This is a genomic window from Paractinoplanes polyasparticus (genome assembly GCF_019710575.1).
Lineage (GTDB): Bacteria > Actinomycetota > Actinomycetes > Mycobacteriales > Micromonosporaceae > Actinoplanes > Actinoplanes polyasparticus.
Genome location: NZ_JAHWFK010000039.1, coordinates 1 through 22,257 on the forward strand (window position 1 = coordinate 1; position 22,257 = coordinate 22,257).

General features: G+C 73.1%; 18 protein-coding genes and 2 pseudogenes. 18 read left to right on the top strand and 2 right to left on the bottom strand.

The window, feature by feature from the left end:
• Positions 1–1,805 (bottom strand): annotated as a pseudogene (locus KXC43_RS33355) (hypothetical protein); the annotation flags it as partial.
• Between the two features lie 126 nt (positions 1,806–1,931).
• Here KXC43_RS33355 and KXC43_RS53605 point away from each other — a divergent pair.
• From KXC43_RS53605 to KXC43_RS33370, 3 genes and pseudogenes are all read left to right on the top strand, one after another.
• Positions 1,932–2,519: pseudogene (locus KXC43_RS53605) on the top strand (hypothetical protein); the annotation flags it as partial.
• 548 nt (positions 2,520–3,067) lie between these two features.
• On the top strand, positions 3,068–4,072 hold the full coding sequence (locus KXC43_RS33365) for an HAD-IIA family hydrolase (RefSeq protein ID WP_221380196.1): 1,005 nt from the start codon (positions 3,068–3,070) through the stop codon (positions 4,070–4,072).
• Between the two features lie 67 nt (positions 4,073–4,139).
• Positions 4,140–4,772 carry a flavin reductase family protein gene (locus KXC43_RS33370; RefSeq protein WP_221380197.1) on the top strand — a complete coding sequence of 211 codons (633 nt, stop codon included), beginning with the start codon at positions 4,140–4,142 and terminating at the stop codon, positions 4,770–4,772.
• 47 nt (positions 4,773–4,819) lie between these two features.
• On the opposite strand, the gene KXC43_RS33375 is transcribed toward KXC43_RS33370, so the two are convergent.
• Complete coding sequence (locus KXC43_RS33375) at positions 4,820–5,155, bottom strand: SCP2 sterol-binding domain-containing protein (RefSeq protein ID WP_221380198.1); 336 nt, start codon at positions 5,153–5,155, stop codon at positions 4,820–4,822.
• A gap of 107 nt (positions 5,156–5,262) precedes the next feature.
• Here KXC43_RS33375 and KXC43_RS33380 point away from each other — a divergent pair, with 107 nt between their 5' ends.
• From KXC43_RS33380 to KXC43_RS33450, 15 genes are all read left to right on the top strand, one after another.
• Complete coding sequence (locus KXC43_RS33380; RefSeq protein ID WP_221380199.1) at positions 5,263–6,105, top strand: phasin family protein; 843 nt, start codon at positions 5,263–5,265, stop codon at positions 6,103–6,105.
• Between the two features lie 4 nt (positions 6,106–6,109).
• Positions 6,110–6,394, top strand: a complete 285-nt coding sequence (locus tag KXC43_RS51555) for a hypothetical protein (protein WP_255645290.1) — start codon at positions 6,110–6,112, stop codon at positions 6,392–6,394.
• A complete protein-coding gene (locus KXC43_RS33390; protein ID WP_221380200.1) occupies positions 6,391–7,248 on the top strand; it encodes a TlyA family RNA methyltransferase in 858 nt (285 codons plus the stop codon). The genes KXC43_RS51555 and KXC43_RS33390 overlap by 4 nt, the downstream gene beginning before the upstream one ends.
• Positions 7,245–8,132, top strand: a complete 888-nt coding sequence (locus KXC43_RS33395) for an NAD kinase (RefSeq protein ID WP_221380201.1) — start codon at positions 7,245–7,247, stop codon at positions 8,130–8,132. The genes KXC43_RS33390 and KXC43_RS33395 overlap by 4 nt, the downstream gene beginning before the upstream one ends.
• Positions 8,133–8,185: 53 nt before the next feature.
• Positions 8,186–9,931: a DNA repair protein RecN gene (gene recN / locus KXC43_RS33400; RefSeq protein ID WP_221380202.1), complete on the top strand. Its 1,746-nt coding sequence runs from the start codon at positions 8,186–8,188 to the stop codon at positions 9,929–9,931.
• Positions 9,932–10,052: 121 nt separating this feature from the next.
• On the top strand, positions 10,053–11,231 hold the full coding sequence (gene steA / locus KXC43_RS33405; RefSeq protein ID WP_221380203.1) for a putative cytokinetic ring protein SteA: 1,179 nt from the start codon (positions 10,053–10,055) through the stop codon (positions 11,229–11,231).
• Positions 11,232–11,249: 18 nt separating this feature from the next.
• On the top strand, positions 11,250–12,191 hold the full coding sequence (locus KXC43_RS33410) for a copper transporter (RefSeq protein ID WP_221380204.1): 942 nt from the start codon (positions 11,250–11,252) through the stop codon (positions 12,189–12,191).
• 25 nt (positions 12,192–12,216) lie between these two features.
• Positions 12,217–13,050 (top strand): hypothetical protein, encoded by an 834-nt coding sequence (locus KXC43_RS33415; RefSeq protein ID WP_221380205.1) that lies wholly within the window; start codon positions 12,217–12,219, stop codon positions 13,048–13,050.
• On the top strand, positions 13,047–14,756 hold the full coding sequence (gene murJ, locus KXC43_RS33420) for a murein biosynthesis integral membrane protein MurJ (protein WP_308129375.1): 1,710 nt from the start codon (positions 13,047–13,049) through the stop codon (positions 14,754–14,756). The genes KXC43_RS33415 and murJ overlap by 4 nt, the downstream gene beginning before the upstream one ends.
• Before the next feature lie 12 nt (positions 14,757–14,768).
• Positions 14,769–15,875 (top strand): glycosyltransferase family 4 protein, encoded by a 1,107-nt coding sequence (locus KXC43_RS33425; protein WP_221380206.1) that lies wholly within the window; start codon positions 14,769–14,771, stop codon positions 15,873–15,875.
• Positions 15,872–18,091: a hypothetical protein gene (locus tag KXC43_RS33430; protein WP_308129376.1), complete on the top strand. Its 2,220-nt coding sequence runs from the start codon at positions 15,872–15,874 to the stop codon at positions 18,089–18,091. Before KXC43_RS33425 ends, KXC43_RS33430 begins: the two co-directional genes overlap by 4 nt.
• Before the next feature lie 131 nt (positions 18,092–18,222).
• A complete protein-coding gene (gene pyrG / locus KXC43_RS33435) occupies positions 18,223–19,902 on the top strand; it encodes a CTP synthase (RefSeq protein ID WP_221380207.1) in 1,680 nt (559 codons plus the stop codon).
• Positions 19,899–20,495, top strand: a complete 597-nt coding sequence (locus KXC43_RS33440) for an NUDIX domain-containing protein (protein WP_308129377.1) — start codon at positions 19,899–19,901, stop codon at positions 20,493–20,495. Before pyrG ends, KXC43_RS33440 begins: the two co-directional genes overlap by 4 nt.
• Before the next feature lie 107 nt (positions 20,496–20,602).
• Positions 20,603–21,250, top strand: coding sequence for a class I SAM-dependent methyltransferase (locus KXC43_RS33445; protein ID WP_221380208.1), 648 nt, complete (start codon positions 20,603–20,605; stop codon positions 21,248–21,250).
• 197 nt (positions 21,251–21,447) lie between these two features.
• A partial coding sequence (locus tag KXC43_RS33450; protein WP_221380209.1) for a hypothetical protein occupies positions 21,448–22,257 on the top strand: 810 nt, incomplete at its 3' end.

A 22,257-nucleotide genomic window follows, 5' to 3' on the forward strand; every position in this document is an offset into this window, starting at 1 on the left:
GAAGCTAAGCCCTCCAGCGCCGATGGTACTGCACTCGGGAGGGTGTGGGAGAGTAGGACGCCGCCGGACTCAACGTGCCAGCCGAGGGCCGCCCCGTTTCGGGGTCGGCCCTCGGCTGCTTTTGTGTGTTCGTACCCGAGTAACTTTGAACGTCGAGGCAAGCCCGTCATGTCAAGGGCCGGCCGGACCGGAAGGATTGATCCGTGACTACTGGACCCCAGGACGAGGGCGGTCGCGCCCCCCGCGACGAGGAGCGCCAAGGCGGCCGCGGTCGCGATGGCGACCGTGGCGGTTTCCGGGGCGACCGGGGCGGTGACCGTGACCGCGGCGGCTCCGGTGGTGACCGCGGCGGCTTCCGTGGCGGCGACCGTGACCGGGGCGGTGACCGTGGTGGTTTCCGCGGCGGCGACCGCGACCGGGGTGGCTCCTTCGGCGGCGGCGACCGCGGCGGGTTCCGTGGTGGTGACCGTGACCGCGGCGGCGATCGTGGTGGTTTCCGTGGCGGCGACCGTCCCCAGGGCGGTGACCGCGGCGGCTACCAGCGTGGCGTGACCGGTGGCGACCGTGACCGTGGCGGGTACCGCGGTGGTGATCGTCCCCAGGGCAGTGGGTTCCGTGACCGTCCGCAGGGTGGTGGCTACCAGGGCCGTGGCGACCGGCCCCAGGGTGGTGGCTATCAGGATCGCGGTGACCGTCCGCAGGGTGGTGGGTTCCGTGACCGCGGTGACCGTCCCCAGGGTGGCGGGTTCCGCGACCGCGGTGACCGTCCCCAGGGTGGTGGCTTCCGCGACCGTGGCGACCGCCCCCAGGGTGGTGGCTATCAGGGCCGTGGTGACCGTCCGCAGGGTGGCGGGTTCCGTGACCGCGGAGACCGTCCCCAGGGCGGTGGGTTCCGCGACCGTCCGCAGGGTGGTGGCTATCAGGATCGCGGTGACCGTCCGCAGGGTGGCTTCCGTGACCGCGGCGACCGCCCCCAGGGTGGCGGCTATCAGGGCCGTGGCGACCGCCCCCAGGGTGGCGGCTATCAGGACCGAGGTGACCGTCCGCAGGGCGGGTTCCGTGACCGCGACCGCGGCGGCTACCAGGGCCGGGACGACCGTGGCGGCGACCGTCCGCAGGGCGGCGGCTACCAGGGCCGGAGTGACCGTCCGCAGGGCGGCAGCTACCAGGGCCGGAGTGACCGTCCGCAGGGCGGCAGCTACCAGGGCCGGAGTGACCGTCCGCAAGGTGGTGGCTATCAGGGCCGGAGTGACCGTCCGCAAGGTGGTGGCTATCAGGGCCGTGGTGACCGTCCGCAGGGTGGTGGCTATCAGGGCCGTGGTGATCGCCCGCAAAGTGGCGGCTACCAGGACCGTGGCCGGGACGACCGGGGCGGGTTCCGTGGTGGCGACCGTCCGCAGGGCGGCGGCTACCGAGGCGACCGCGACGCCGGCGGCGCCCGCGGCAGCTACCAGGGTGGCTCCGGCGGCTATCGCGGCGGCGACCGTCCGCAGGGCGGCGGCTACCAGGACCGGGGCGACCGGCCCGGCGGTGGCTTCCAGGACCGTGGCGGCTTCCGGGATCGTCCGCAGGGCGACCGGCCGGGCAATCGCGGCGGCGGCGGGTTCCGCGACCGTCCGCAGGGCGACCGGGACAGGGGCGACCGCGGCGGCTACCGGGGCGATCGGGGCCCGCGCGAGGGTGGCTTCCGCGACCGCGAGGACCGCGGCCCCCGCGACGGTGGCTTCCGCAACCGGGACGACCGTGGCTTCCGGGAGCGTGAGGACCGGGCTCCCAGCGTCCGCGACGACCGCGAGAACCGGCACCCGGCGAACGACGAGCGGGCCCGCGAGGACCAGGTGGCGTTCGTAGCGCCCGAGATCCCCGAGGACATCGAGGCGGCCGACCTCGACAAGGAGGTCCGCTCGGAGCTGCTGTCGCTGGCCCGGGAGATCGCCGACAGGGTCGCCCGGCACCTCGTCGCGGCCGGTCAGATCATCGACGAGGACGCCGAGCTGGCGCTCCAGCACGCGATCGCGGCCCGTCGGCTCGCGTCGCGCATCGCCGTGGTGCGCGAGGCCGTGGGCCTGGCCGCCTACGCGGCGGGGGACTGGACGACCGCGATCGCCGAGCTGCGGACCTACCACCGGATGACCGGGCAGCAGACGCACCTGGCCGAGCTGGCCGACTGCGAGCGCGCGCTGGGCCGCCCGGAGCGGGCCATCGACCTCTACCGGGGCGCCGACCTCGAGAAGATGGACAAGTCGGGGGCGATCGAGCTGCTGATCGTGGCGGCCGGCGCCCGCACCGACCTCGGCCAGAACGACGCGGCGGTGTCGATGCTCCAGGTACGCGAGCTCAACACCGACGAGGACGCCGAGTGGGCGGCGCGCCTGCGTTACGCGTACGCCGACGCACTGCTCGCCGCCGGCCGGCGCGAGGAGGCCCGCGAGTGGTTCACCCGGGCCGCCACGGCCGACGACGAGGGCCTCACCGATGCGGCCGAGCGGCTGCTCGAGCTCGACGGTGTGACCCTGGCCGACGAGGACACCGAGCCGGACGACGGTGACAGGCGCAGCGGTACGACTCCCGTCGAGGAGGAGGCCGAGCTCGACGGCGACGACGAGCGCGCGGCTCACGACGACGATGAGGACGACGAGTACGACGAGTACGACGACGATGAGGACGACCTCGACGACGAGCCCGCTGCCCGCGGCGACATCGAGGACGACGAGGACGAGGACGACGAGCCCGCGGCCCGCGGCGACATCGAGGACGGCGACGAGCCCGCGGCCCGCGGCGACGCCGAGGACGGCGACGACGAGCCCGCGGCCCGCGGCGACGCCGAGGACGGCGACGACGAGCCCGCGGCCCGTAACGACGCCGAGGACGACCAGGACGACGACGAGGACGGGGGCGACGAGGTGGTCGCGGTGGCGGACACCGATGTCAACACCGACCCGGTCGCCGTCGAGGACGTCGCCGAGGAGCTCGAGGCCGACGCCGAGGAACTGGCCGACGAGAAGCGGGCCGAGAAGGACGAGAAGGCGGCCGACGAGTTCGTGAGCGAGCGGAAGCCGTCGCAGGAGTGACGGCCGATCTGGCGGGCGGCTACGACCTGGTCGTCTTCGACCTCGACGGCGTCGTCTACCTGATCGACAAGCCGATCGCCGGCGCGGCCGAGGCGGTCGGGCAGTTGCGGGGGCGGAAGACGGCGGTGGCGTACGCGACCAACAACGCGTCCCGCCGCGCCGCCGACGTGGCCGCGCTGCTCACCGGAATGGGTGTGCCGGCGGAGCCGGCCGAGGTGCTCACCTCGGCCGGCGCCGCGGCGGCCGTGCTCGCCGAGAAGCTCCCCGCGGGCTCCCCGGTGCTGGTGGTCGGCGCGGACGCGTTGCGCGACGAGGTCCGCGAGGCCGGCCTCACCCCGGTCGGCGCGGCCGGGGACGAACCGGTCGCCGTCGTCCAGGGTTACGGCCCGGACGTCGGCTGGCGCGTTCTGACCGAGGCCTCGCTCGCGGTGCGGGCCGGGGCGATGTGGGTGGCCACGAACACCGACCGCACGCTGCCCAGCCCGCGCGGCCCGCTGCCCGGCAACGGCTCGCTGGTGGCCGTGCTGCGCACCGCGCTCGACCGCGACCCGGACCTGGTGGTCGGCAAGCCCGGACCGGCCCTGTTCACCACCGCCGCGTCGCAGGCGCACGCCGAGCACCCGCTGGTGGTGGGCGACCGCCTCGACACCGACATCCGGGGCGCGGTCGCCGCGGGCCTGGACAGTCTGCTCGTGCTGACCGGCGTGAGCGGCCCGGCCGATCTGCTGGCGGCCGATGAGCCCGAGCGTCCCACGTTCGTGGCGGCGGATCTGTCGGGCCTGTTCCGCCCGGCGGCGGAGGCTGCCGTGCCGCTGGAGGCGGAGGGCGCGGGCGGCTGGCGGGTGGACCGCGACGGCGACACGGTGACGCTCGACGGCGACGGCGACCCGGTCGTGGCGCTGCGTCTGCTGTGCGCGGCCACGTGGTCGGGCGTGCCCCTGTCGGGCATCACAGCCACCTCCGACGCGGCCCGCGAACTGCTCGCCGCCTGGAAGCTCTAGCCGACCGGGCGACGCGACGTCCGAAAGCCGCCAGCCCTCGGCCGGGTGGCCGGGACAGCATGGAGCCATGCATGTCGTACCCGGTCTCAAGGTCCTGTACTTCGGCACCCCGGTGGTGCTCATCAGCACGCTCAACGCGGACGGCACAGCCAACCTGGCGCCCATGTCGTCGGCGTGGTGGCTGGGTCAGTCGGCGATGCTCGGGATGGGCGATCGCAGCCGTACCGCCGAGAACCTGCGCCGCGAACGCGAGTGCGTGCTCAACCTGCCGTCCTCGGCGCTGGTGGGCGCGGTCGACCGGATCGCCCTGACCACGGGACGCCCCGACGTGCCGCCGGCCAAGGCCGAGCAGGGCTACCGGTACGTGGCCGACAAGTTCGCGCTCGGCGGGCTGACCCGGCAGGCGTCGGTTCTCGTGGCGCCGCCGCGGGTGGCCGAGTGCCCGATCCAGTTGGAATGCCGCGTCGTCCGGGCGCACCGCTTCACCGGGGATCTGCACGCCACGGCGTACGAGATCGAAGTTCTGCGGACGCACGTCGAGCAGAGCCTGCTCGTGCCGGGCACCGCCCACGTCGACCCGCTGCGGTGGGACCCGCTGATCATGAAGTTCACCGAGTTCTTCGGCGGCGGTGTCAACCTGCAGCCGTCCCGGCTGGCCGCCGGGTGGCGGATGCCCGCGCTGGGCGCCGCCGGACGGTGAGTCTCAGAGCAGCGATGCCCGCGCTGGGCGCCGCCGGACGGTGAGTCTCAGAGCAGCTTGCGCAGCTTGAGCAGGTCGAACGGGTTGGCCTTGACCTGGATCTGGCGACCGGCGAGGGCGCGGGTGACGTCGAGCCGGCCGGCGATGAGGGCCAGCAGCTCGTCGCTGTCGGCGATCAGCGCGATCTTCGCCTTCGGGTCGTCGCCGTCGGCGATGTCGACCAGCAGACCGTCCGTGAGCCGGCCGTGGAAGGCCGTCTGCAGGTCGGGGACGCGGCACGCCAGCGTGCGGTCGAAGTCGAGCCGGCCGCGGGTCTCGGCGTTGCGTTGCAGCCTCGCGGCCAAGTCGTGCAGAGCCTGCCGGCACTCGTCCACGGTGGCCATCTGAACCCTTTCCTCACGACACCTGTACGCGTACCGCACCGTACCTCACGAGGACAGGCCGGCCGCCCGGTAGCGTTGCACCCGACGAGCCGTGAGAGGAGCGGAACATGCCGGACGCATGGCGGGCGTATCTGGAGATGGCGCTCGGACTGACCGAAGTACCGCGCAAGCGCGCCCAGAAGGTCGTGGGCGACGTGGTGAACCGTGGCGGCGCCACGGCCGCGCAGTTGCAGGGCCTGGTCGACGATCTGCTGTCGGCCGGCATGGCGAACCGTGAGGCGCTGACGAACATCGTGCGCTACGAGGTCGACAAGGCGCTCGGCGTGGTCGGCCTGGCCACCGCGGAGGAGGTCACCGAGCTGACCACCCGCGTACGGGATCTGGAACGGCAGCTGCGGGACGCCGAGTCGCGCGCCCGGACCGGGATCGCGGCCGACGCGCCCAGCGAGGGCGTCGGCGGCACCCGGATCGACGAGCCGGCGCCGAGGCCGCGTGCGGCCAAGAAGGCCGTGGCCAAGAAGGCGGTTCCCAACGCCATGCCGTCGGCGGGCACCACGCCGTCGCAGCCGCCCGCCAACACCCCGCGTGAGACCCCGGCCAAGAAGGCGGTCGCGAAGAAGACGGTGGCCAAGAAGGCCGTGCCATCGCCCGACGAGGTGATCCCGGCCGATCAGAAGGCGACCGCGAAGATCGCCCCGGCCACGGCCCAGGCTGAGGCGCAGGGCGTGCGCCCGGCGAAGAAGGCTCCGGCCCGGAAGGCGGTCAAGGCGACCGAGGCGCCCGAGGCGCCGGCGAAGAAGGCCGCGGCCAAGAAGACGGCGGCGAAGAAGGCGGTGGCCAAGAAGACCACGCCGAGCGCGCCGGCCGGCACGGCCGATGCCCCCAATGCCGCCGTACGCGAGGCCGCGGCGGCCACCGAACTGCCTCCCACCTCGAGCTCGGAGGCGTGAGCCGATGACGTTCCCGACGCCGGGCAACTTCCGCCCCGGGCCGCCGCCGGTGCCGCGGCCGCCGATGCACGCTCCGAGCCCGCAGCCGGCGCAACAGTCGTCGGCCGGCGTGCCGCAGGCCGTCGACCAGCAGACCGGCGAGATCGTGCGGGAAACGGGCCACCCGGCCGTCGACGCCGTGCTGAGCGCTCTCGAGAACGCTTCCCGGCTCGCCCCGTCCGAGCAGATCGCCGAGTACGAGGCGGCTCACCAGGTTCTCCAGGAGACCCTGGCGAGCATCGACCGGTGAAGCGGGCCCGGCTCGACGCCGAGCTGGTGCGCCGCAAGCTGGCCCGCTCGCGCGAGCAGGCGGCGGCGCTGGTCGAGGCCGGCCGCGTGCAGGTGCGGGGCACGGTCGCCCGCAAGGTGGCCGCGATGGTCGACCCAGCCGACCCGGTGCTGGTCACCGGCGAGGACCCGGCGACCGAGTACGTCTCGCGGGGCGGGCACAAGCTGGCCGGAGCGCTCGCCGCGTTCGGCCCGCGGGGGCTCGCCGTCGAGGGGCGCCGGTGCCTCGACGCCGGCGCATCCACGGGCGGGTTCACCGATGTGCTGTTGCGCGCGGGGGCCCGGCAGGTGGTGGCGGTCGACGTCGGCTACGGGCAGCTCGCCTGGCCGATCCGCACGAACGAGCGGGTCGTCATCTTCGAGCGCACCAACGTCCGGGCCATCACGCCGGAGTCGATCGGCGGCCCCGTCGACCTGACTGTGGCGGATCTCTCGTTCATCTCTCTGCGGCTGGTGCTGCCCGCGCTGGCCGGCTGCACGGCGCCCGACGGCGACCTGGCGCTCATGGTCAAGCCGCAGTTCGAGGTGGGCAAGGAACGGGTCGGCGCGGGCGGGGTCGTGCGGGACTGGAAGCTGCGAGCCGAAGCGGTGCTGGACGTCGCGGCGGCCGCGGCCGAGCTGGGTCTGGGCGTGGCCGGGGTGACCGCGAGCCCGCTGCCGGGGCCGAGCGGCAACGTCGAGTTCTTCGTCTGGTTCCGCCGCGACGCCCAGCCCGCCGATCGAGCGCAGATCGAAGAAGTTGTCGCCGCCGGGCCCGCGACCAAGGTAGCTTCTGCCGGGCCGGAGCAGACGGCATCCCCTTTGGAGGACACATGACGCGCTCGGCCCTGCTGGTCACGCACACCGGCCGGCGGCAGAGCACGCAGCACGCCCGCACGGTCGCGCAGGACCTGCTGGCGGCCGGTTTCGAGGTCCGTGTGATCACCGAGGAGGTGGCCGACCTCGACCTGCCGCCCGAGGTGACGCCCGTCGAGGGCCGGGGCGTGGCCGACGGCGTCGAGATCGTGCTGGCGATGGGCGGCGACGGCACCTTCCTGCGCGCCGCCGAACTGGCCCGCCCGGTCAAGGCGCCGCTGCTGGGGATCAACCTGGGCAAGGTCGGCTTCCTGGCCGAGGCCGAGATCGACCACCTCGACCAGGCCGTCAAGGACGTCGTCGACGGCGCGTACAAGGTGGACGAGCGGCTGACGCTGGACGTGCGGGCCGAGTACGGCGGCCGCGTGATCGCCGAGTCCTGGGCGCTCAACGAGGTCAGCGTCGAGAAGGGCCAGCGGGCGCAGATGCTCGAGCTGCTGGTCGACGTCGACGGCCGGCCGCTCGCGCGTTACGGCTGCGACGGTGTCGTGTGCGCGACGCCGACCGGTTCCACCGCCTACGCGTTCTCGGGCGGCGGCCCGGTGGTGTGGCCCGAGGTCGAGGCGCTCCTGCTGGTGCCGATCAGCGCCCACGCGCTGTTCAGCAAGCCGCTGGTGACCGCGCCGACGTCGACGTTCGCGCTGACCGTCGACCCCTACACCTCGTTCGCCGTGCTCTGCTGTGACGGTCGCCGCACCTGGGACCTGCCGCCGGGCGCCAAGGTCACCGTCGAGCGCGGTCAGCTTCCGGTACGCCTGGTCCGGCTCCAGCCGAGGCCATTCACCGATGTGCTCGTGGCCAAGTTCGCGCTTCCGGTGGAAGGCTGGCGCGGCAATCGCCGGTAGTTGACGTGACCGCCGGTGGGCAAATGTCGGGGGGCACCGATACTGTCTGCCGTGTGCTGGAGGAACTGCGCATCACCGGGCTCGGCGTCATCGACGACACGACGCTGCGGCTGACGGCGGGCATGAACGTCATCACCGGTGAGACCGGTGCCGGAAAGACCATGGTGGTGACCGGTCTCGGCCTGCTGTTCGGCGGCCGGGCCGACGCGGGCCGCGTCCGGGCCGATCCCGGCCGCGCGGTCGTCGAGGGCCGCCTGCGGCTGGGCGGCAAGCTCGCCGGCGAGGTGACCACGCGCATCACCGACGCCGGCGGCGAGATCGACGACGACGGTTCGGTGCTGCTGAGTCGCACGGTGACCATCGAGGGCCGCTCCCGGGCCCATGTCGGTGGCCGCAGCATGCCGGTGGCGATGCTCAGCGACCTGGGCGAGCGGGTGCTCGCCGTGCACGGCCAGTCCGACCAGCTGCGCCTGCTGCGCCCGGCCGAGCAGCGGGCCGCGCTCGACCGCTTCGCCGGCCCGGAACACGAGAAGCTCCTCGAGACCTACCGCGAGGCGTACGGCCGCTGGCGGGCCGTCGTCGACGACCTGGCCGACCGCCGCCGCAACGCGAGGGCCCGCTCGCAAGAGGCCGACCTGCTCAAGCTCGGCCTCGACGAGATCAGCCGGGTCGACCCCCAGCCCGGTGAGGACGACGATCTGCGGGCCGAGGTGCAGCGGCTCGAGCACGCCGAGGGGTTGCGGATCGCCGCCGCGCTGGCCGCCCAGGCGCTGGCCGGCGGGGTCGAGGTCACCGACGAGGCGCCCGACGCGACCGAGCTGCTCGGCACGGCCCGCCGCACCCTCGAGGCGCAGGCCCCGGTCGACCCGATGCTGGGCGAGCTGGCGGCACGCATCGAAGAGGCGGCCACCCTGGTCGCCGACGTCTCGTCCGAGCTGTCGGCCTACCTGGGCAGCCTCGACGCCGACCCGGCCCGCCTCGAGCAGATCTACGAGCGCCGGGCCGCGCTGCGCGCGCTCACCCGCAAGTACGCCGACGACGTCGAGGGCGTCATCGTCTGGGCCGAACAGGCGCGCACCAAGCTGGCCGCGCTCGACTCGTCCGACGAGTTGCTCGACGAGCTCGACAAGGAACGTCAGCGCCTGTCCGCCCAGGTGGGCGAGCTGGCGGCCCGGCTCACCGAGGCCCGGGTCGAGGCGGCGGGCCGCTTCTCCGAGGCGGTCAGCGTCGAGCTCGCCGGCCTGGCCATGCCGCACGCCAAGGTCGAGGTCGCGGTCGTCCCGCGGGTGACCGGCAAGGACGAGCCGACCGCCGGTGACCTGCCCGTCGGCCCCGACGGCGCCGACGAGGTGGAACTGCGTCTGCTGGCCCACCCGGGCGCGCCGTCGCTGCCGCTGCAGAAGGGCGCGTCCGGCGGTGAGCTCTCCCGGGTGATGCTCGCGATCGAGGTCGTCTTCGCCGGCGCCGGCGGCCCCGAGACGCTGGTGTTCGACGAGGTCGACGCGGGTGTGGGCGGCACCGCCGCGGTCGAGATCGGCAAGCGGCTGGCCCGGCTCTCCCGCACCCACCAGGTGCTGGTGGTGACCCACCTGCCGCAGGTGGCCGCGTTCGCCGACCGCCACCTGGTCGTCGCCAAGGACACGGGCGGCGCGATCACCACCAGCGGGGTCCGGATAGTCGAGGAGACCGAACGGGCGCGGGAGCTCTCGCGCATGCTCGCCGGCCTGCCCGACTCGGATCTGGGCATCGCCCACGCGGAAGAGCTGCTCGCCGTCGCGGGTCGCGAAAAAAGGGCCTGACCAGCAGGTTCGGTCATGGCACCATGACCGAGAGGGACTAGCGGGGCGAATGCCCCTTTTGTGGGTGAGATCGCGCATGTCGCGTGCCAGGCGCGTGATTCGGCATGTCAGGATGGCCGTGATGCGACTTCCCACTTTGCGCCGCGCGCGGAGCACCGATCCCGATGCCCTCGCCGGCACCGCCCGCCTCGACCGCCGGACCAAGCGTCTGACCGGCCGGCTGCGCCCGGGCGAGATCGCCGTGATCGACCACGTCGACATCGACCGGGTGGCCGCCGACGCGCTCGTCGCCGTCGGCGTCGCTGTCGTGCTGAACGCCAAGCCGTCGATCTCGGGCCGCTACCCGAATCTCGGCCCCGAGGTGCTGATCAAGAACGGTGTCGTGCTGATCGACGACCTCGGCGAGGAGATCTTCGAGAAGCTGCGCGAGGGCGACTCGGTGGTCGTCGAGGGCGACACCGTGCTGCTCGACGGCGAGGCGATCGCCTCCGGCGTGCGGCAGGACGCGGAGACCGTGGCGCGCTCGATGGCCGACGCCCGCGAGGGGCTGTCGGTGCAGCTCGAGGCGTTCGCCGCGAACACCATGGACTATCTGAAGCAGGAACGCGACCTGCTGCTCGACGGCGTGGGCGTGCCCGAGGTGCAGACCCGCATCGCCGGGCGGCACGTGCTGATCGTGGTCCGGGGCTACGACTACAAGGACGACCTCGACGTCCTGCGGCCCTACATCCACGAGTACAAGCCGGTGTTGATCGGCGTCGACGGCGGGGCCGACGCGCTGGTCGAGTCCGGCTACACGCCCGACATGATCATCGGCGACATGGACTCGGTGACCGACGACGTGCTGCGCTGCGGGGCCGAGGTGGTCGTGCACGCGTACCCGGACGGCCGGGCCCCCGGCCTCGAGCGGGTGCACAACCTGAACGTGGCCGCGCTGACCTTCCCGGCTGCCGCCACCAGCGAAGACCTGGCGATGCTGCTGGCCGACGACAAGGGCGCCACCCTGATCGTGGCCGTGGGCACGCACGCCAACCTGGTCGAGTTCCTCGACAAGGGCCGCGGCGGCATGGCCTCCACCTTCCTCACCCGGCTCAAGGTCGGCGGCAAGCTGGTCGACGCCAAGGGCGTGAGCCGGCTCTACAAGCAGAACATCTCCGGCTCGGCGCTGCTGCTCCTGGTGCTGTCGGCGACGGCCGCGATGGCCTCGGCGGTGGCCGTGTCGACGGTCGGGAAGGCGTACCTGACCGTGGTTTCCGAGTGGTGGGACAATCTGGTCTTCCAGCTCGGACATCTTTTCTGACGTTTACGGGGCATTGTCGTGATCAACTTCCGGTACCACGTGGTGTCGCTCACCGCGGTCTTCCTCGCCCTGGCCATCGGCCTGGTCGTCGGCACCGCGGCGCTCAACGGTCCGGTGGCCGACAACCTCAAGAGCCAGATCACCGCGCTCAACAAAGACCTCGGCAACAAGCGGGACGAGATCAACCAGTACCGCGAGGAGATCAACCGCAGCCAGGAGTTCGCCACCGAGCTCGCGCCCACCGTGCTCAACGGCAAGCTCGCCGGGCGCAAGCTCGCGGTGCTGGCCCTGCCCGGCACCGACCAGTACGCCGACAAGGTCATCTCGATGCTGACCATCGCCGGCGCCACGATCACGGCCAAGGTCACGGTGCAGGACAAGTTCTTCGACCCGGCCGTCGAGCTCGACCTGCTCGACCTGGCCAACGAGTCGTCGCAGCCCACCATCCCGATCGCCGCGGTGCCGCTGAACAGCAACGGCGTCGAGACGGCCAGCGCCCAGCTCGCGCTCGCGCTGCTGCAGCGCAGCCCGGTCACGGCCACCCAGCCGGCCGCGGGTGACGTGACGGCGGTGCTGACGGCCTACAGCGAGCAGAGCTACATCTCGGTCGATGACAAGGCGGTGGGCGGGGCCGAGGCCACCGTGATGATCAGCGGCGCGCCGGCCGTCGACAAGGACGCGGCCAAGAAGTCGCAGTCGCTGGTCTACATGGCCACCGAGGTGAGCAAGAACCGTCCGCTGGTGGTGGCCGGCGTCGGCGTGGGCGAGGGCAACGTGATCTCGGCCGTGCGCGGCGATCCGACACTGGTCAAGAGGATCTCCACGGTGGACAACGCGAGCACCGCCGACGGCCAGGTCGCGTCGGCCATGGCCACCGTCGAGCGGGTCGTGGACGACAAGGTCGGCCAGTACGGCCTGGCCGCCGGCGCCTCCTCGCTGGTGCCCAAGGCCGCCTCGTAGCGCCGGGTCTCTAGACTTCCCACCCATGGCAACCCTCCGCTCGTTCGGCGCCGGCGCGGCCGTCGCCCGGGCCGCGCTCGCCTGGATCCGCCGCGATCAGCACGCGGGCGTGCTCGAGCGCACGAACTTCCACGGCCGCACGGTCACCCTCGCGGGTGGTCCGGCGCTCGCTGCGGGCGCGACCGTGGCCGCGGCACTCGGCGCGGGCAGCGGCCGGCTCGCCGCGGCGGCGGTGACAGCCGGGGCGGTCTCGGGGGCGGTCGGTTTCTACGACGACATCGTCGGCAACCGGCCCGAGCAGAAGGCGGCCAAGGGCTTCGCCGGTCACCTGGGCGCGCTCCGCGAGGGGCGGGTCACCAGCGGCCTGGTGAAGATCGCCGGGGTGGGCGCGGCCGGCCTGGTGGCCGGCGCGCTGGTCGGCAGCAACCGGCCCAGCCGCCTCGGGCGCACCACCGACGTGCTGCTCGGCGCGGGGGTCGTCGCCGGCCTGGCCAACCTGGTCAACCTGCTCGACCTGCGACCGGGCCGGGCGATCAAGGCCGGGGCGATCCTGGGCGCGCCCCTGGCCGTGGGCCGACGCGGCGGCATCGCGGCCGGCACTCTCGGCGCCTCGGCGGCGCTGCTGCCGGACGACCTGGGCGAAAAGATCATGCTGGGTGACGCGGGCGCCAACGCGCTGGGCGCGCTGCTCGGCGTGGTACTGATCGCGCGCAGCGGCCCCGGCGGGCGGCTGGCCGCGCTGACCGTGCTGGGCGCGCTCACCGCGGCCAGCGAGAAGGTCAGCTTCACCAAGGTCATCAACGACACGCCGTGGCTGCGCGCCCTCGACGAGCTGGGCCGCCGCCCTCCGCAAGCGTGAGCGCCACCCGCGGCGGCGGGCCCGGCGAGCAGCGAAGCCCGACAACCGAGCCCGCAGCGAAGAGCCCCGAGCCCGTAGCGAAGACCGTGGAGCCTGCCTCGAAGAACGCCGAGCCGGCAGCGAAGAGAACCCAGCGTGCCGCGGGGATCGTCGGTCCCGGCGCGAAAATTGCGGGGGCGGCGGCGCTGATCACCGCGCTCACGGTGGTCGCGCGGATCGCCGGGTTCGGCCGCACCTTCGTCTTTCTGCGGACGGTCGGCCACGAGGACCTGGCCGACATCTACAACGCCGCCAACACGATCCCCAACATCGTCTTCGAGTTGGTGGCGGGCGGCGCCCTGGCTAGCCTGGTGGTGCCGTTGCTGGCCGGAGCGGTGGCGGCCGGTGACCGCGACCGGGTCGACGCGGTCTCGTCGGCCCTGCTGACCTGGGTGCTCGTGCTGCTGGTGCCGCTGGCCGCTCTCGTGGCGCTGCTGGCCGGCCCGATCGCCGGCCTGTTGCCCGGGGTCCCGGTCGCTCATCAGGAGACGGCGGCGAGCATGCTGCGGGTCTTCGCGCCCCAACTGCCGTTGTACGGCGTCGGCATCGTGCTGACCGGAGTGCTGCAGGCTCACCACCGCTTCGCCTGGCCGGTGATCGCCCCGCTGCTGTCGAGCGTCACGGTGATGGGCGCGTATCTCTCGTACGCCGTGGTCGACGGCGCCAGATCCGACTTCGCCGGCCTGACCCGCACCGGCGAACTCATTTTGTCGATCGGCACCACCTGCGGTGTCGTCGTGCTCGCGCTCTGCCTTCTGATCCCGCTGCGCCGGCTGCGACTGAAGGTGCGGCCGAGCCTCCGGTTCCCCGGCGACGAGGGGCGTCAGGCCGTGCGGCTGGGCTGGGCCGGCGCCGTGACCGTGGGCTCGCAGCAGGTCATGATCGTTGTGGCCATCGCCCTCACGGCCGGTGGCGGGCTCGCCCTCTACAACGCTGCGCAGACCGTCTTCCTGCTGCCATGGGCGGTGCTGGCGGTGCCGGTGGCGACCGCCGTCTACCCGTCGCTGTCGGCCGCCGCCGGCCGCCGCGACGAGGCCGCGTACCGCAAGGATCTGTCGGCCGCCGCCCGGTCGGTGATGCTGCTGGCGGGGCTGGGCGTGGCCGCCCTCGTCGCCTTGGCCGGCCCGATCGCCTATCTGACCGGAGCCGCGCCCGCGGCCGACGGCATAGCCGGTTTTGCGCCGGGGCTGTTCGGCTACGCGTTGTTCGCCCTGCTCTCCCGGGCGCTGTACGCGCGCGGAGCCACGGTCGCCGCTGCGGGGTCGACCGCCGCCGGGTGGATCGTCGGCGCCGGAGTGGCTCTGGCGCTCTCGGGCGTCGGTGACGAAGTCTTCACGCTCGGTCTGGCCAACGCGGTCGCGATGTCGGTTATCGGACTGCTGCTCGTCGTGGCGGTGCGCCGGCACGCCGGGGCGGAAGCGCTCGGCGGCCTGGGCCGCACCACGCTGGTCACGCTGCTGGCCACGGCTCTGGCCACGCTCGCCGGGTGGGGTGCGGTGGCCGGCCTCGGTCAGCTGTTCAGCGACACCCCGCAGGCGGTTCTCAGCATCGTTCAAGGCATATTGGGTGGGCTCGTCGTTCTGGTGGCCTTCGTCGGCGCCGCCTACCCGATGGCCCGCCGCGAACTGGCGCCGCTGGCCCGCCGCCTGCGCCGCCGCGCGGCCTGACAAGGAGGTTCCGTGGGCGAGGACTGGCGTGGTTCGGTGGCACTGGTGCTGGCCTCCAGCACGGGTGGGGTCGGCCAGCACGTCGCCTCGCTCGCCCGTGGCCTGGTCGCGGCGGGCTGCGAGGTGCTGGTGTGCGGCCCCGCGGCCACCGACGAGCTGTTCGGGTTCGCCGGCTCGGGCGCCGTCTTCGTCCCGGTCGAGATTCCGGCCAGTCCCGGCCCGCAGGACGCCGGTGCCGTACGCCAACTGCGCAGCGCCCTCTCGTCCCGCCGGCCCGACGTGGTGCACGCACACGGCTTCCGGGCCGCCTTCGTGGCCCAGCTGGCGCGTTCCGGCACGCCGCTGGTCGTCACCTGGCACAACGCCGTGCTGTCGCGCAAGGGCCTGCGCGGGCAGGCGTCGCTGCTGGTCGAGCGGCTCGTCGCGCGCAGCGCCACGCTCACCCTGGGCGCCTCGGACGACCTGGTCGAGCGGGCCACCGCGCTGGGCGCCCGCAACGCCCGCCTCGGGGCCGTCGCGGCCCCCACCCTGCCGCTGCCCAAGCGCACCCGCTCAGCCGTGCGGGCGGAGTTCCGCCTGCCGCCCGACACCCCGCTCATCGTCTCGGTCGGCCGCCTGCACCCGCAGAAGCGCTACGACCTGCTGGTCGACGCGTCGGCCCGCTGGCGCGACCTCGACCCGGCCCCGGTGGTCGTGGTGGCCGGGTCCGGGCCCAGCTACATGTTCCTGGCCCAGCGTGCGTCGCGGAAGCACGCGCCGTTCCACCTGCTCGGCCGGCGCAACGACGTGGCCGACCTGCTGCTCGGGGCCGACCTCGCGGTGATCACCAGCGAGTGGGAGGCGCGGCAGCTGTTCGCCCAGGAGGCCCTCGAGTCGGGCGTGCCGCTGATCAGCACGGCCGTGGGCGGCCTGCCCGGCCTGGTCGGTGACGCGGCGATGCTGATCCCGCCGGACGACGTCGACGCGCTCGACAACGCTGTCCGGGCCCTGCTCGACGATCCGGCGCTGCGGGCTGACTACGCCGCCCGGGGTCCGGTGCAGGCCGCGACCTGGCCGCGAGAGGCCGACACGGTGGCCGACGTCCGCGCCGCGTACGCCGAAGTGACGGGCCGTTCGTGAGACTCGTCGACCGTCTGCGCCGCGTCCGGCCGGCCGCGTTGCCGCCGGCCCGCCGCCGCTGGACCTGGGTTCCCTACCTGCTGGTCGGGCTGATCGCGCTGGCCGGCCTGGCCGGGCTGGCGATCCGCCCGACGACCGACAACAACACCGGCAGCGCCGACTACGTGATCGTGGCCGGGTCGGCCGGGCTGCGCTGGGACGACCTCGACCCGCAGCGCACGCCCACGCTCTGGGCCGCGGCGTCGAGGGGCTCGATCGGCTGGCTGTCGGTGCGCTCGGCGATGCGGGTCACCTGCCCCTCGGACGGGTGGCTGACGCTCGGCGCCGGCAACTACGCCGCGTGGCCCCGGCACACCACGGGCAGCCAGTGCGAGCCCGCGTCGCCGGCGCTCACCCAGCCCGACGACATCGGCGCCAACCTCACCGAACAGCGCTCGGTGGTCCAGAACAACCAGGACACACTTCCGTACGGGGCGGTGCCCGGCGCACTGGCCGAGTCGGTGCGTTGCACGTACGCCTTCGGCCCGGCCGCGGCGATGGCGGCCGCCCGCCCGTTCGGCCGCGTCGACAAGTACCAGCCGTCGCTGCCGGTCGACGCCGCCGGCCTGCTGTCGCAGTGCAACCTCAGCATCGTCGACCTGGGCGCGGTCTCGGGCAGCGGCGCGCAGCGGCAGCAGCAGGCGCAGGCGGCCGACGCCATGCTGGCCCGCGTCGTCGCCGCCCGGCCTCAGCGCTCCCTGCTGATGGTGGCCGGGGTGTCCGACACCGAGCGCTCGTCGCGCCTGCACGTGGCGATCGCCGAGGGCGAGGGCTGGAACGGCGGCTGGCTCACGTCGGCGGGCACCGGCCGGGACGGCTACCTGCAGCTGATCGACCTCGCGCCTACGGTGCTGACTGCGCTGGGCCGGCCCGCGCCCGACAAGCTGTTCGCCGGGCGTACCGCCACTGTGGTCGAGGGCCGGCCGGCCGGCGTCGCCGACGCGATGCTGGGCGTGCACAACGCCGATCAGCGCTCGGTCGCCCAGAACGCGGTCGCCGGGATCTTCTTCAAGGTGCTGGCCGGGCTGCAGATCCTGTTCTTCCTGCTCACCATCCCGGTGATGGTGCGCGCCCGCCGGCACGCCGGACCGCGGGGCCCGGCCCTGCCGTCGGCGCGGCTGGTCGCCGTACTGGAACTCGCTCTGATCGCGGCCGCGCTGGCCATCCCGGCCGCGCTGCTGGCCGACGCCACCCCGTGGTGGCGTTACGGGCACCCGGCCTGGGTCTTCGGCAGCGTCACCGGTGTGTTCATCGTGATCGGCACCGTGCTGGTGCGGCTGGCCCCGCGCTACGGCCGCACCCTGTGGCCGCTGGGCGCGGCCGCCGCCATCGCGACCGTGGTCGTCGGGTTCGACCTGCTCACCGGGGCCCAGTTGCAGCTCAACGGTGTCGCCGGTTATTCGGCGGTGTCCGGCGGCCGGTACGCCGGGGTGGGCGGGGTCGGCCTCGGCGTGTTCGTGGCCGGGCTGCTCGTGCTGGCCGGCTCGCTGGCCCAGTGGATCGCCAAGCCGTGGCGGCCCGTCGTCATGGTGCTGCTGGGCGGGATCGGCGTCGTCGTCGTGGGCAGCCCCTATCTGGGCGCCGACCCGGTGGGCGCGATCGCCGTCACCGCCGGGGTCTGCGTGGCCGCCGCCATCACCACCGGCGGGTGGCTGACGTTCTCGCGCTTCGCCTGGGCCGCGGTGGCCGGACTGGCCGTCACCATCGGTTTCGCGGCGGTCGACCTGCGCCGCCCGGCGGCCGACCAGGGCATCGTGGGCCGGCTGCTGACCGAACTGGGTAACGGCACCGCCGGGCCGGCCATGCAGCGCGCGGCCACCGCCAACGGGCAGGCCCTGCTGGACAGCCCGCTGACGATCCTGGCCGTGGCCGGGGTGCTGATGCTGGCCTTCTGCCAGTTCTCGCCGTGGGGCGGGCTCAACCGGCTCTTCGGGCTGCACCCGGCGCTGCGGGCGGCCGGGGCCGGGATCACTGTGGCCGTGCTCATCGCCGGTGTGCTCAACGGATCGGCGCTGACCGTCGCCGGCGCCGCCGCAGCGGCTGCCGTGCCGACCGCGGTGCTCACCGCGCTGAGGGTGCTGCTGCACGCCGCCGACCGCACCCGGCCCGACGGGGAGTCCTACGGTCCGGGCGGTCCGGCCCTGCGCGGTCAGGCCTCGCCGGTCACTTCTGCGTGACCGCCCGACTGCGGACACGCGCCACCACCAGCCCGAACGTGCGGCCGCCGCCATAGGTGTTACGGTGGACTCCCGTGGATGGGGCCTCGCCCCGGCCGCAGTCACAATCAGGCGACCACGGGAGCAGGGCGTTGGCCTCTACAGTGCGCGACACGCGGCACATCTTCGTCACCGGGGGCGTCGCCTCCTCGCTGGGCAAGGGCCTCACCGCCTCCAGCCTCGGTAATCTTCTGACCGCGCGCGGGCTCCGGGTCGTCATGCAGAAGCTCGACCCCTACCTGAACGTCGACCCGGGCACGATGAACCCCTTCCAGCACGGCGAGGTCTTCGTGACCGAGGACGGGGCCGAGACCGACCTCGACGTCGGTCACTACGAGCGATTCCTCGACCGGTCGCTCTCCGGCAAGGCGAACGTCACGACCGGCCAGGTCTACTCGGCCGTCATCGCCCGCGAGCGGCGCGGTGAATACCTGGGCGACACGGTCCAGGTGATCCCGCACATCACGAACGAGATCAAGTCGCGCATCTTCGCGATGGCCGACCCCGACGAGTCCGGCCGGCGGCCCGACGTCGTCATCACCGAGGTCGGCGGCACGGTCGGCGACATGGAGTCGCTGCCGTTCCTCGAGGCGATCCGTCAGGTGCGCCACGAGGTCGGCCGCGACCACGTCTTCTACCTGCACGTCTCGCTCGTGCCCTACCTGGCGCCCTCGGGCGAGCTCAAGACCAAGCCGACCCAGCACTCGGTGGCGGCCCTGCGCAACATCGGCATCCAGCCCGACGCGCTGGTGTGCCGCAGCGACCGCGAGATCCCCGAGAAGCTGAAGCACAAGCTGGCGCTCTACTGCGACGTCGACCGTGAGGCCGTGGTGGCCGCGCCCGACGCCCCCAGCATCTACGACATCCCCAAGGTGCTGCACCAGGAGGGGCTGGACGCGTACGTCGTACGCCGTCTGGGTCTGTCCTTCCGCGACGTGAACTGGACGCAGTGGGACGATCTGCTGCACCGCGTGCACCATCCGAAGCGGACGATCACGATCGCGCTGGTCGGCAAGTACGTCGACCTGCCGGACGCGTACCTGTCGGTCAGCGAGGCCATCCGGGCCGCCGGCTTCGGCAACAACGTCAAGATCCAGCTGCGCTGGGTGCCCAGCGACGACTGCGAGACCACGGCCGGCGCCGCGGCTGCCCTCAAGGGCGTCGACGGCATCGTGATCCCCGGCGGCTTCGGCGTCCGCGGCATCGAGGGCAAGATCAATACTTCCCGGTACGCCCGCGAGAACCGGATCCCCATCCTGGGCATCTGCCTCGGGCTGCAGTGCATGACGATCGACGCCGCGCGCCACCTCGGCGGTCTGGCCGGGGCCAACTCGCTCGAGTTCGACGAGCGGGCCCCGTACCCGGTGATCTCGACGATGGCCGACCAGGAGGACATCGTGGCCGGCAAGGGCGACCTGGGCGGCACGATGCGCCTGGGCGCCTACCCGGCGGCGCTGACCGAGGGCTCGATCGTCGCCGAGGTGTACGGCTCGACCGACATCTCCGAGCGGCACCGCCACCGCTACGAGGTCAACAACGACTACCGGGCCAAGCTCACGGAGGCCGGCCTGGTCTTCTCGGGCACCTCGCCCGACGGCCGCCTCGTCGAGTTCATCGAGCTCGACCGCGAGACCCACCCGTACTTCGTGGCCACCCAGGCTCACCCCGAGCTGAAGAGCCGGCCCACCCGCCCTCACCCGCTGTTCGACGGCCTGGTCAAGGCGGCCGTGGAGTACGCGGCGGCCGACGAGCTGCCGGTGGAAGCGTCGTGACCTCCTTCGCGCACGAGACGCGTTCGCGGACACCGCGGTACGAGGGCCCGATCTTCACGGTCTTCACCGACGAGGTGACGATGTCGTCCGGGGGCACAGCCCGGCGCGACGTCGTGCAGAACAAGGGCGCGGTCGGCGTGGTCGCCCTCGACGACGTCGGCCGGGTCGTGCTGATCCGGCAGTACCGCCACGCGGTGGGGCGGCGGTTGTGGGAGCTGCCGGCCGGCCTGCGTGACGTCAGCGGCGAGGCCCTCGAGGTCACTGCGGCCCGCGAGCTGGCGGAAGAGGCGGACCTACGGGCCGGCCTGTTCCACCTGCTGATCGACCTGCACACGTCGCCCGGCTTCGCCGACGAGACGATCCGCATCTTCCTGGCCCGCGAACTGTCGGCGGTGCCGGACGAGGAGCGTTTCGAGCGTACGGACGAGGAGGCCGACCTCGAGGTCGCCTGGATCGACCTCGACGAGGCGGTGGCCATGGTCTTCCGCGGCGACATCACCAACGCGGCCGCCGTGGGCGGCTTGCTGGCGGCGGCCCGTGCCCGCGACGAGGGCTGGGCGACGCTGCGCCCCGCCGACAGCCCCACTCTCTGAGACGGGGTGAGCGCGGGCCGGCCGCCACCGGCCCGCGCTCACCGTTCCATCGACGCCGACGGTCTCGGGTCCCGATCCGGTCTGTCGAGTGTGGAACGATCGTCATCGTGCCGGGGCTGGAGAACCAACGCGATTACTGGGACACCGTCGGCGCCACGAAGACCTTCACCCATCCGGTCGAAGCCGGCTGGCTGCGCGGTCTGAACGCCACAGCCCGGCTCGTCGACTACGGTTGCGGCTACGGGCGGGTCACCGGAATCGCCGAGCAGCTCGGGTTCACCAACGTCGAGGGCGTCGACACGTCGCCCAATCTCATCGCACGGGCCCGCCGGAACCATCCCCGCCTCACGTTCCGTGTCCTGACCGATCCGCCGTCGCTGCCCTACCCGGATGACGGCGTCGACGCGGTTCTGCTGATGGCGGTGCTCACCTGCATTCCGACCGACGACGGCCAGCGGACGCTCATGACCGAACTCGCCCGGGTTCTCCGCCCGGGTGGGCTGCTCTACGTCAGCGATCTGTTGCTGCAGAACGACGGCCGGAGCCTGACCAGATACCGGGCGAACGTCGACCGCTACGGGCACTACGGCGTCTTCGAGACTGCCGACGGCGCCGTCTGCCGCCACCACAGCGTCGAGTGGCTCCTCGGCCTTCTGCGCGACCGGTTCACCGTGAACGTCACCCGCCAGCTCGACGTCGAGACGATGAACTCGAACAGCGCCCGCGCGATGCAGATCCTCGCGGCGAGGTCGTAGCCACTCCCGGGGGCGATTGCCTGCGCGCCGGGGTCAATTTCAAGATTTTCTTGGAACAGCGCTGAGCTGCGGATTTGCGCCTTGGCGAGGGGTGATTCGGGGGGTCTGGCGGGTGGGGGCGTTGAACCGGGCGGCGGGTGGGGGCCGTACTGGCCCGCAACACCGGTGACATCGACGTCCAACGACGAGGAGTGGTCATGAGGTCCCGCACGTACCGACGACGGAACGACGGCAACCGGCGCAAGACGATCGGCGCGGTGGTCGTCGCGGGCGTGGTCGTCGCCATGGGTGTGACCGGGCTTCAGTTGGCCTCGGCGTCCACCGACCCCAAGGCCGTGAACCTGGTGACCGTGGACGGTCAGCAGTTCGACGTCTCGAAGTGTGAGGACGTGCAGGTCAACGCCGGCGCCGTCGTCTGCGACGGCGAGCCGCTGGCCCCGGTCGAGGAGCAGGCGCCCGGCGACGCGGCAGCCGCTTCGGCGGCCGCGCTGGAGACGGCGTGCGACACGTTCGCAGCCGATGCGGCGGCGGCCGCGGGCGGCGGCGAGGAAGCGGGCGACGAGGCGGGCGACGAGGCGGGCGACGAGGCGGGCGAGGAAGCCGCTGCGGGCTCGCCGGCAGCCAAGGCCGAGAACAAGGCTCAGGCCAAGAAGTGGGCGAAGACGCTGAAGGCCCGCGCGGCGGCCAAGGGTGAGAAGGCGGCCGGCGGGGCGAAGGCTGGTGCCGGCGAAGAAGCTGGTGCGGGCGAAGAGGCTGGTGCTGGTGAGGAAGCCGGTGCTGGTGAAGAAGCGGGTGCTGGTGAAGAAGCGGGTGCCGGCGAGGACGCGGGCGCTGCGGCCGACGCGGCCGCCAAGGCTGTGACCTCTGCGCAGCAGAGCCTGCTGCAGGCCTGCCTGGCGCTGGCCGACGCGAAGGCCGCGGCCGGCATCGGCGGCGAAGCTGGTCAGGGCGAGGACGCGGGCGCCGGTGAGGAAGCTGGTCAGGGCGAGGACGCGGGCGCCGGTGAG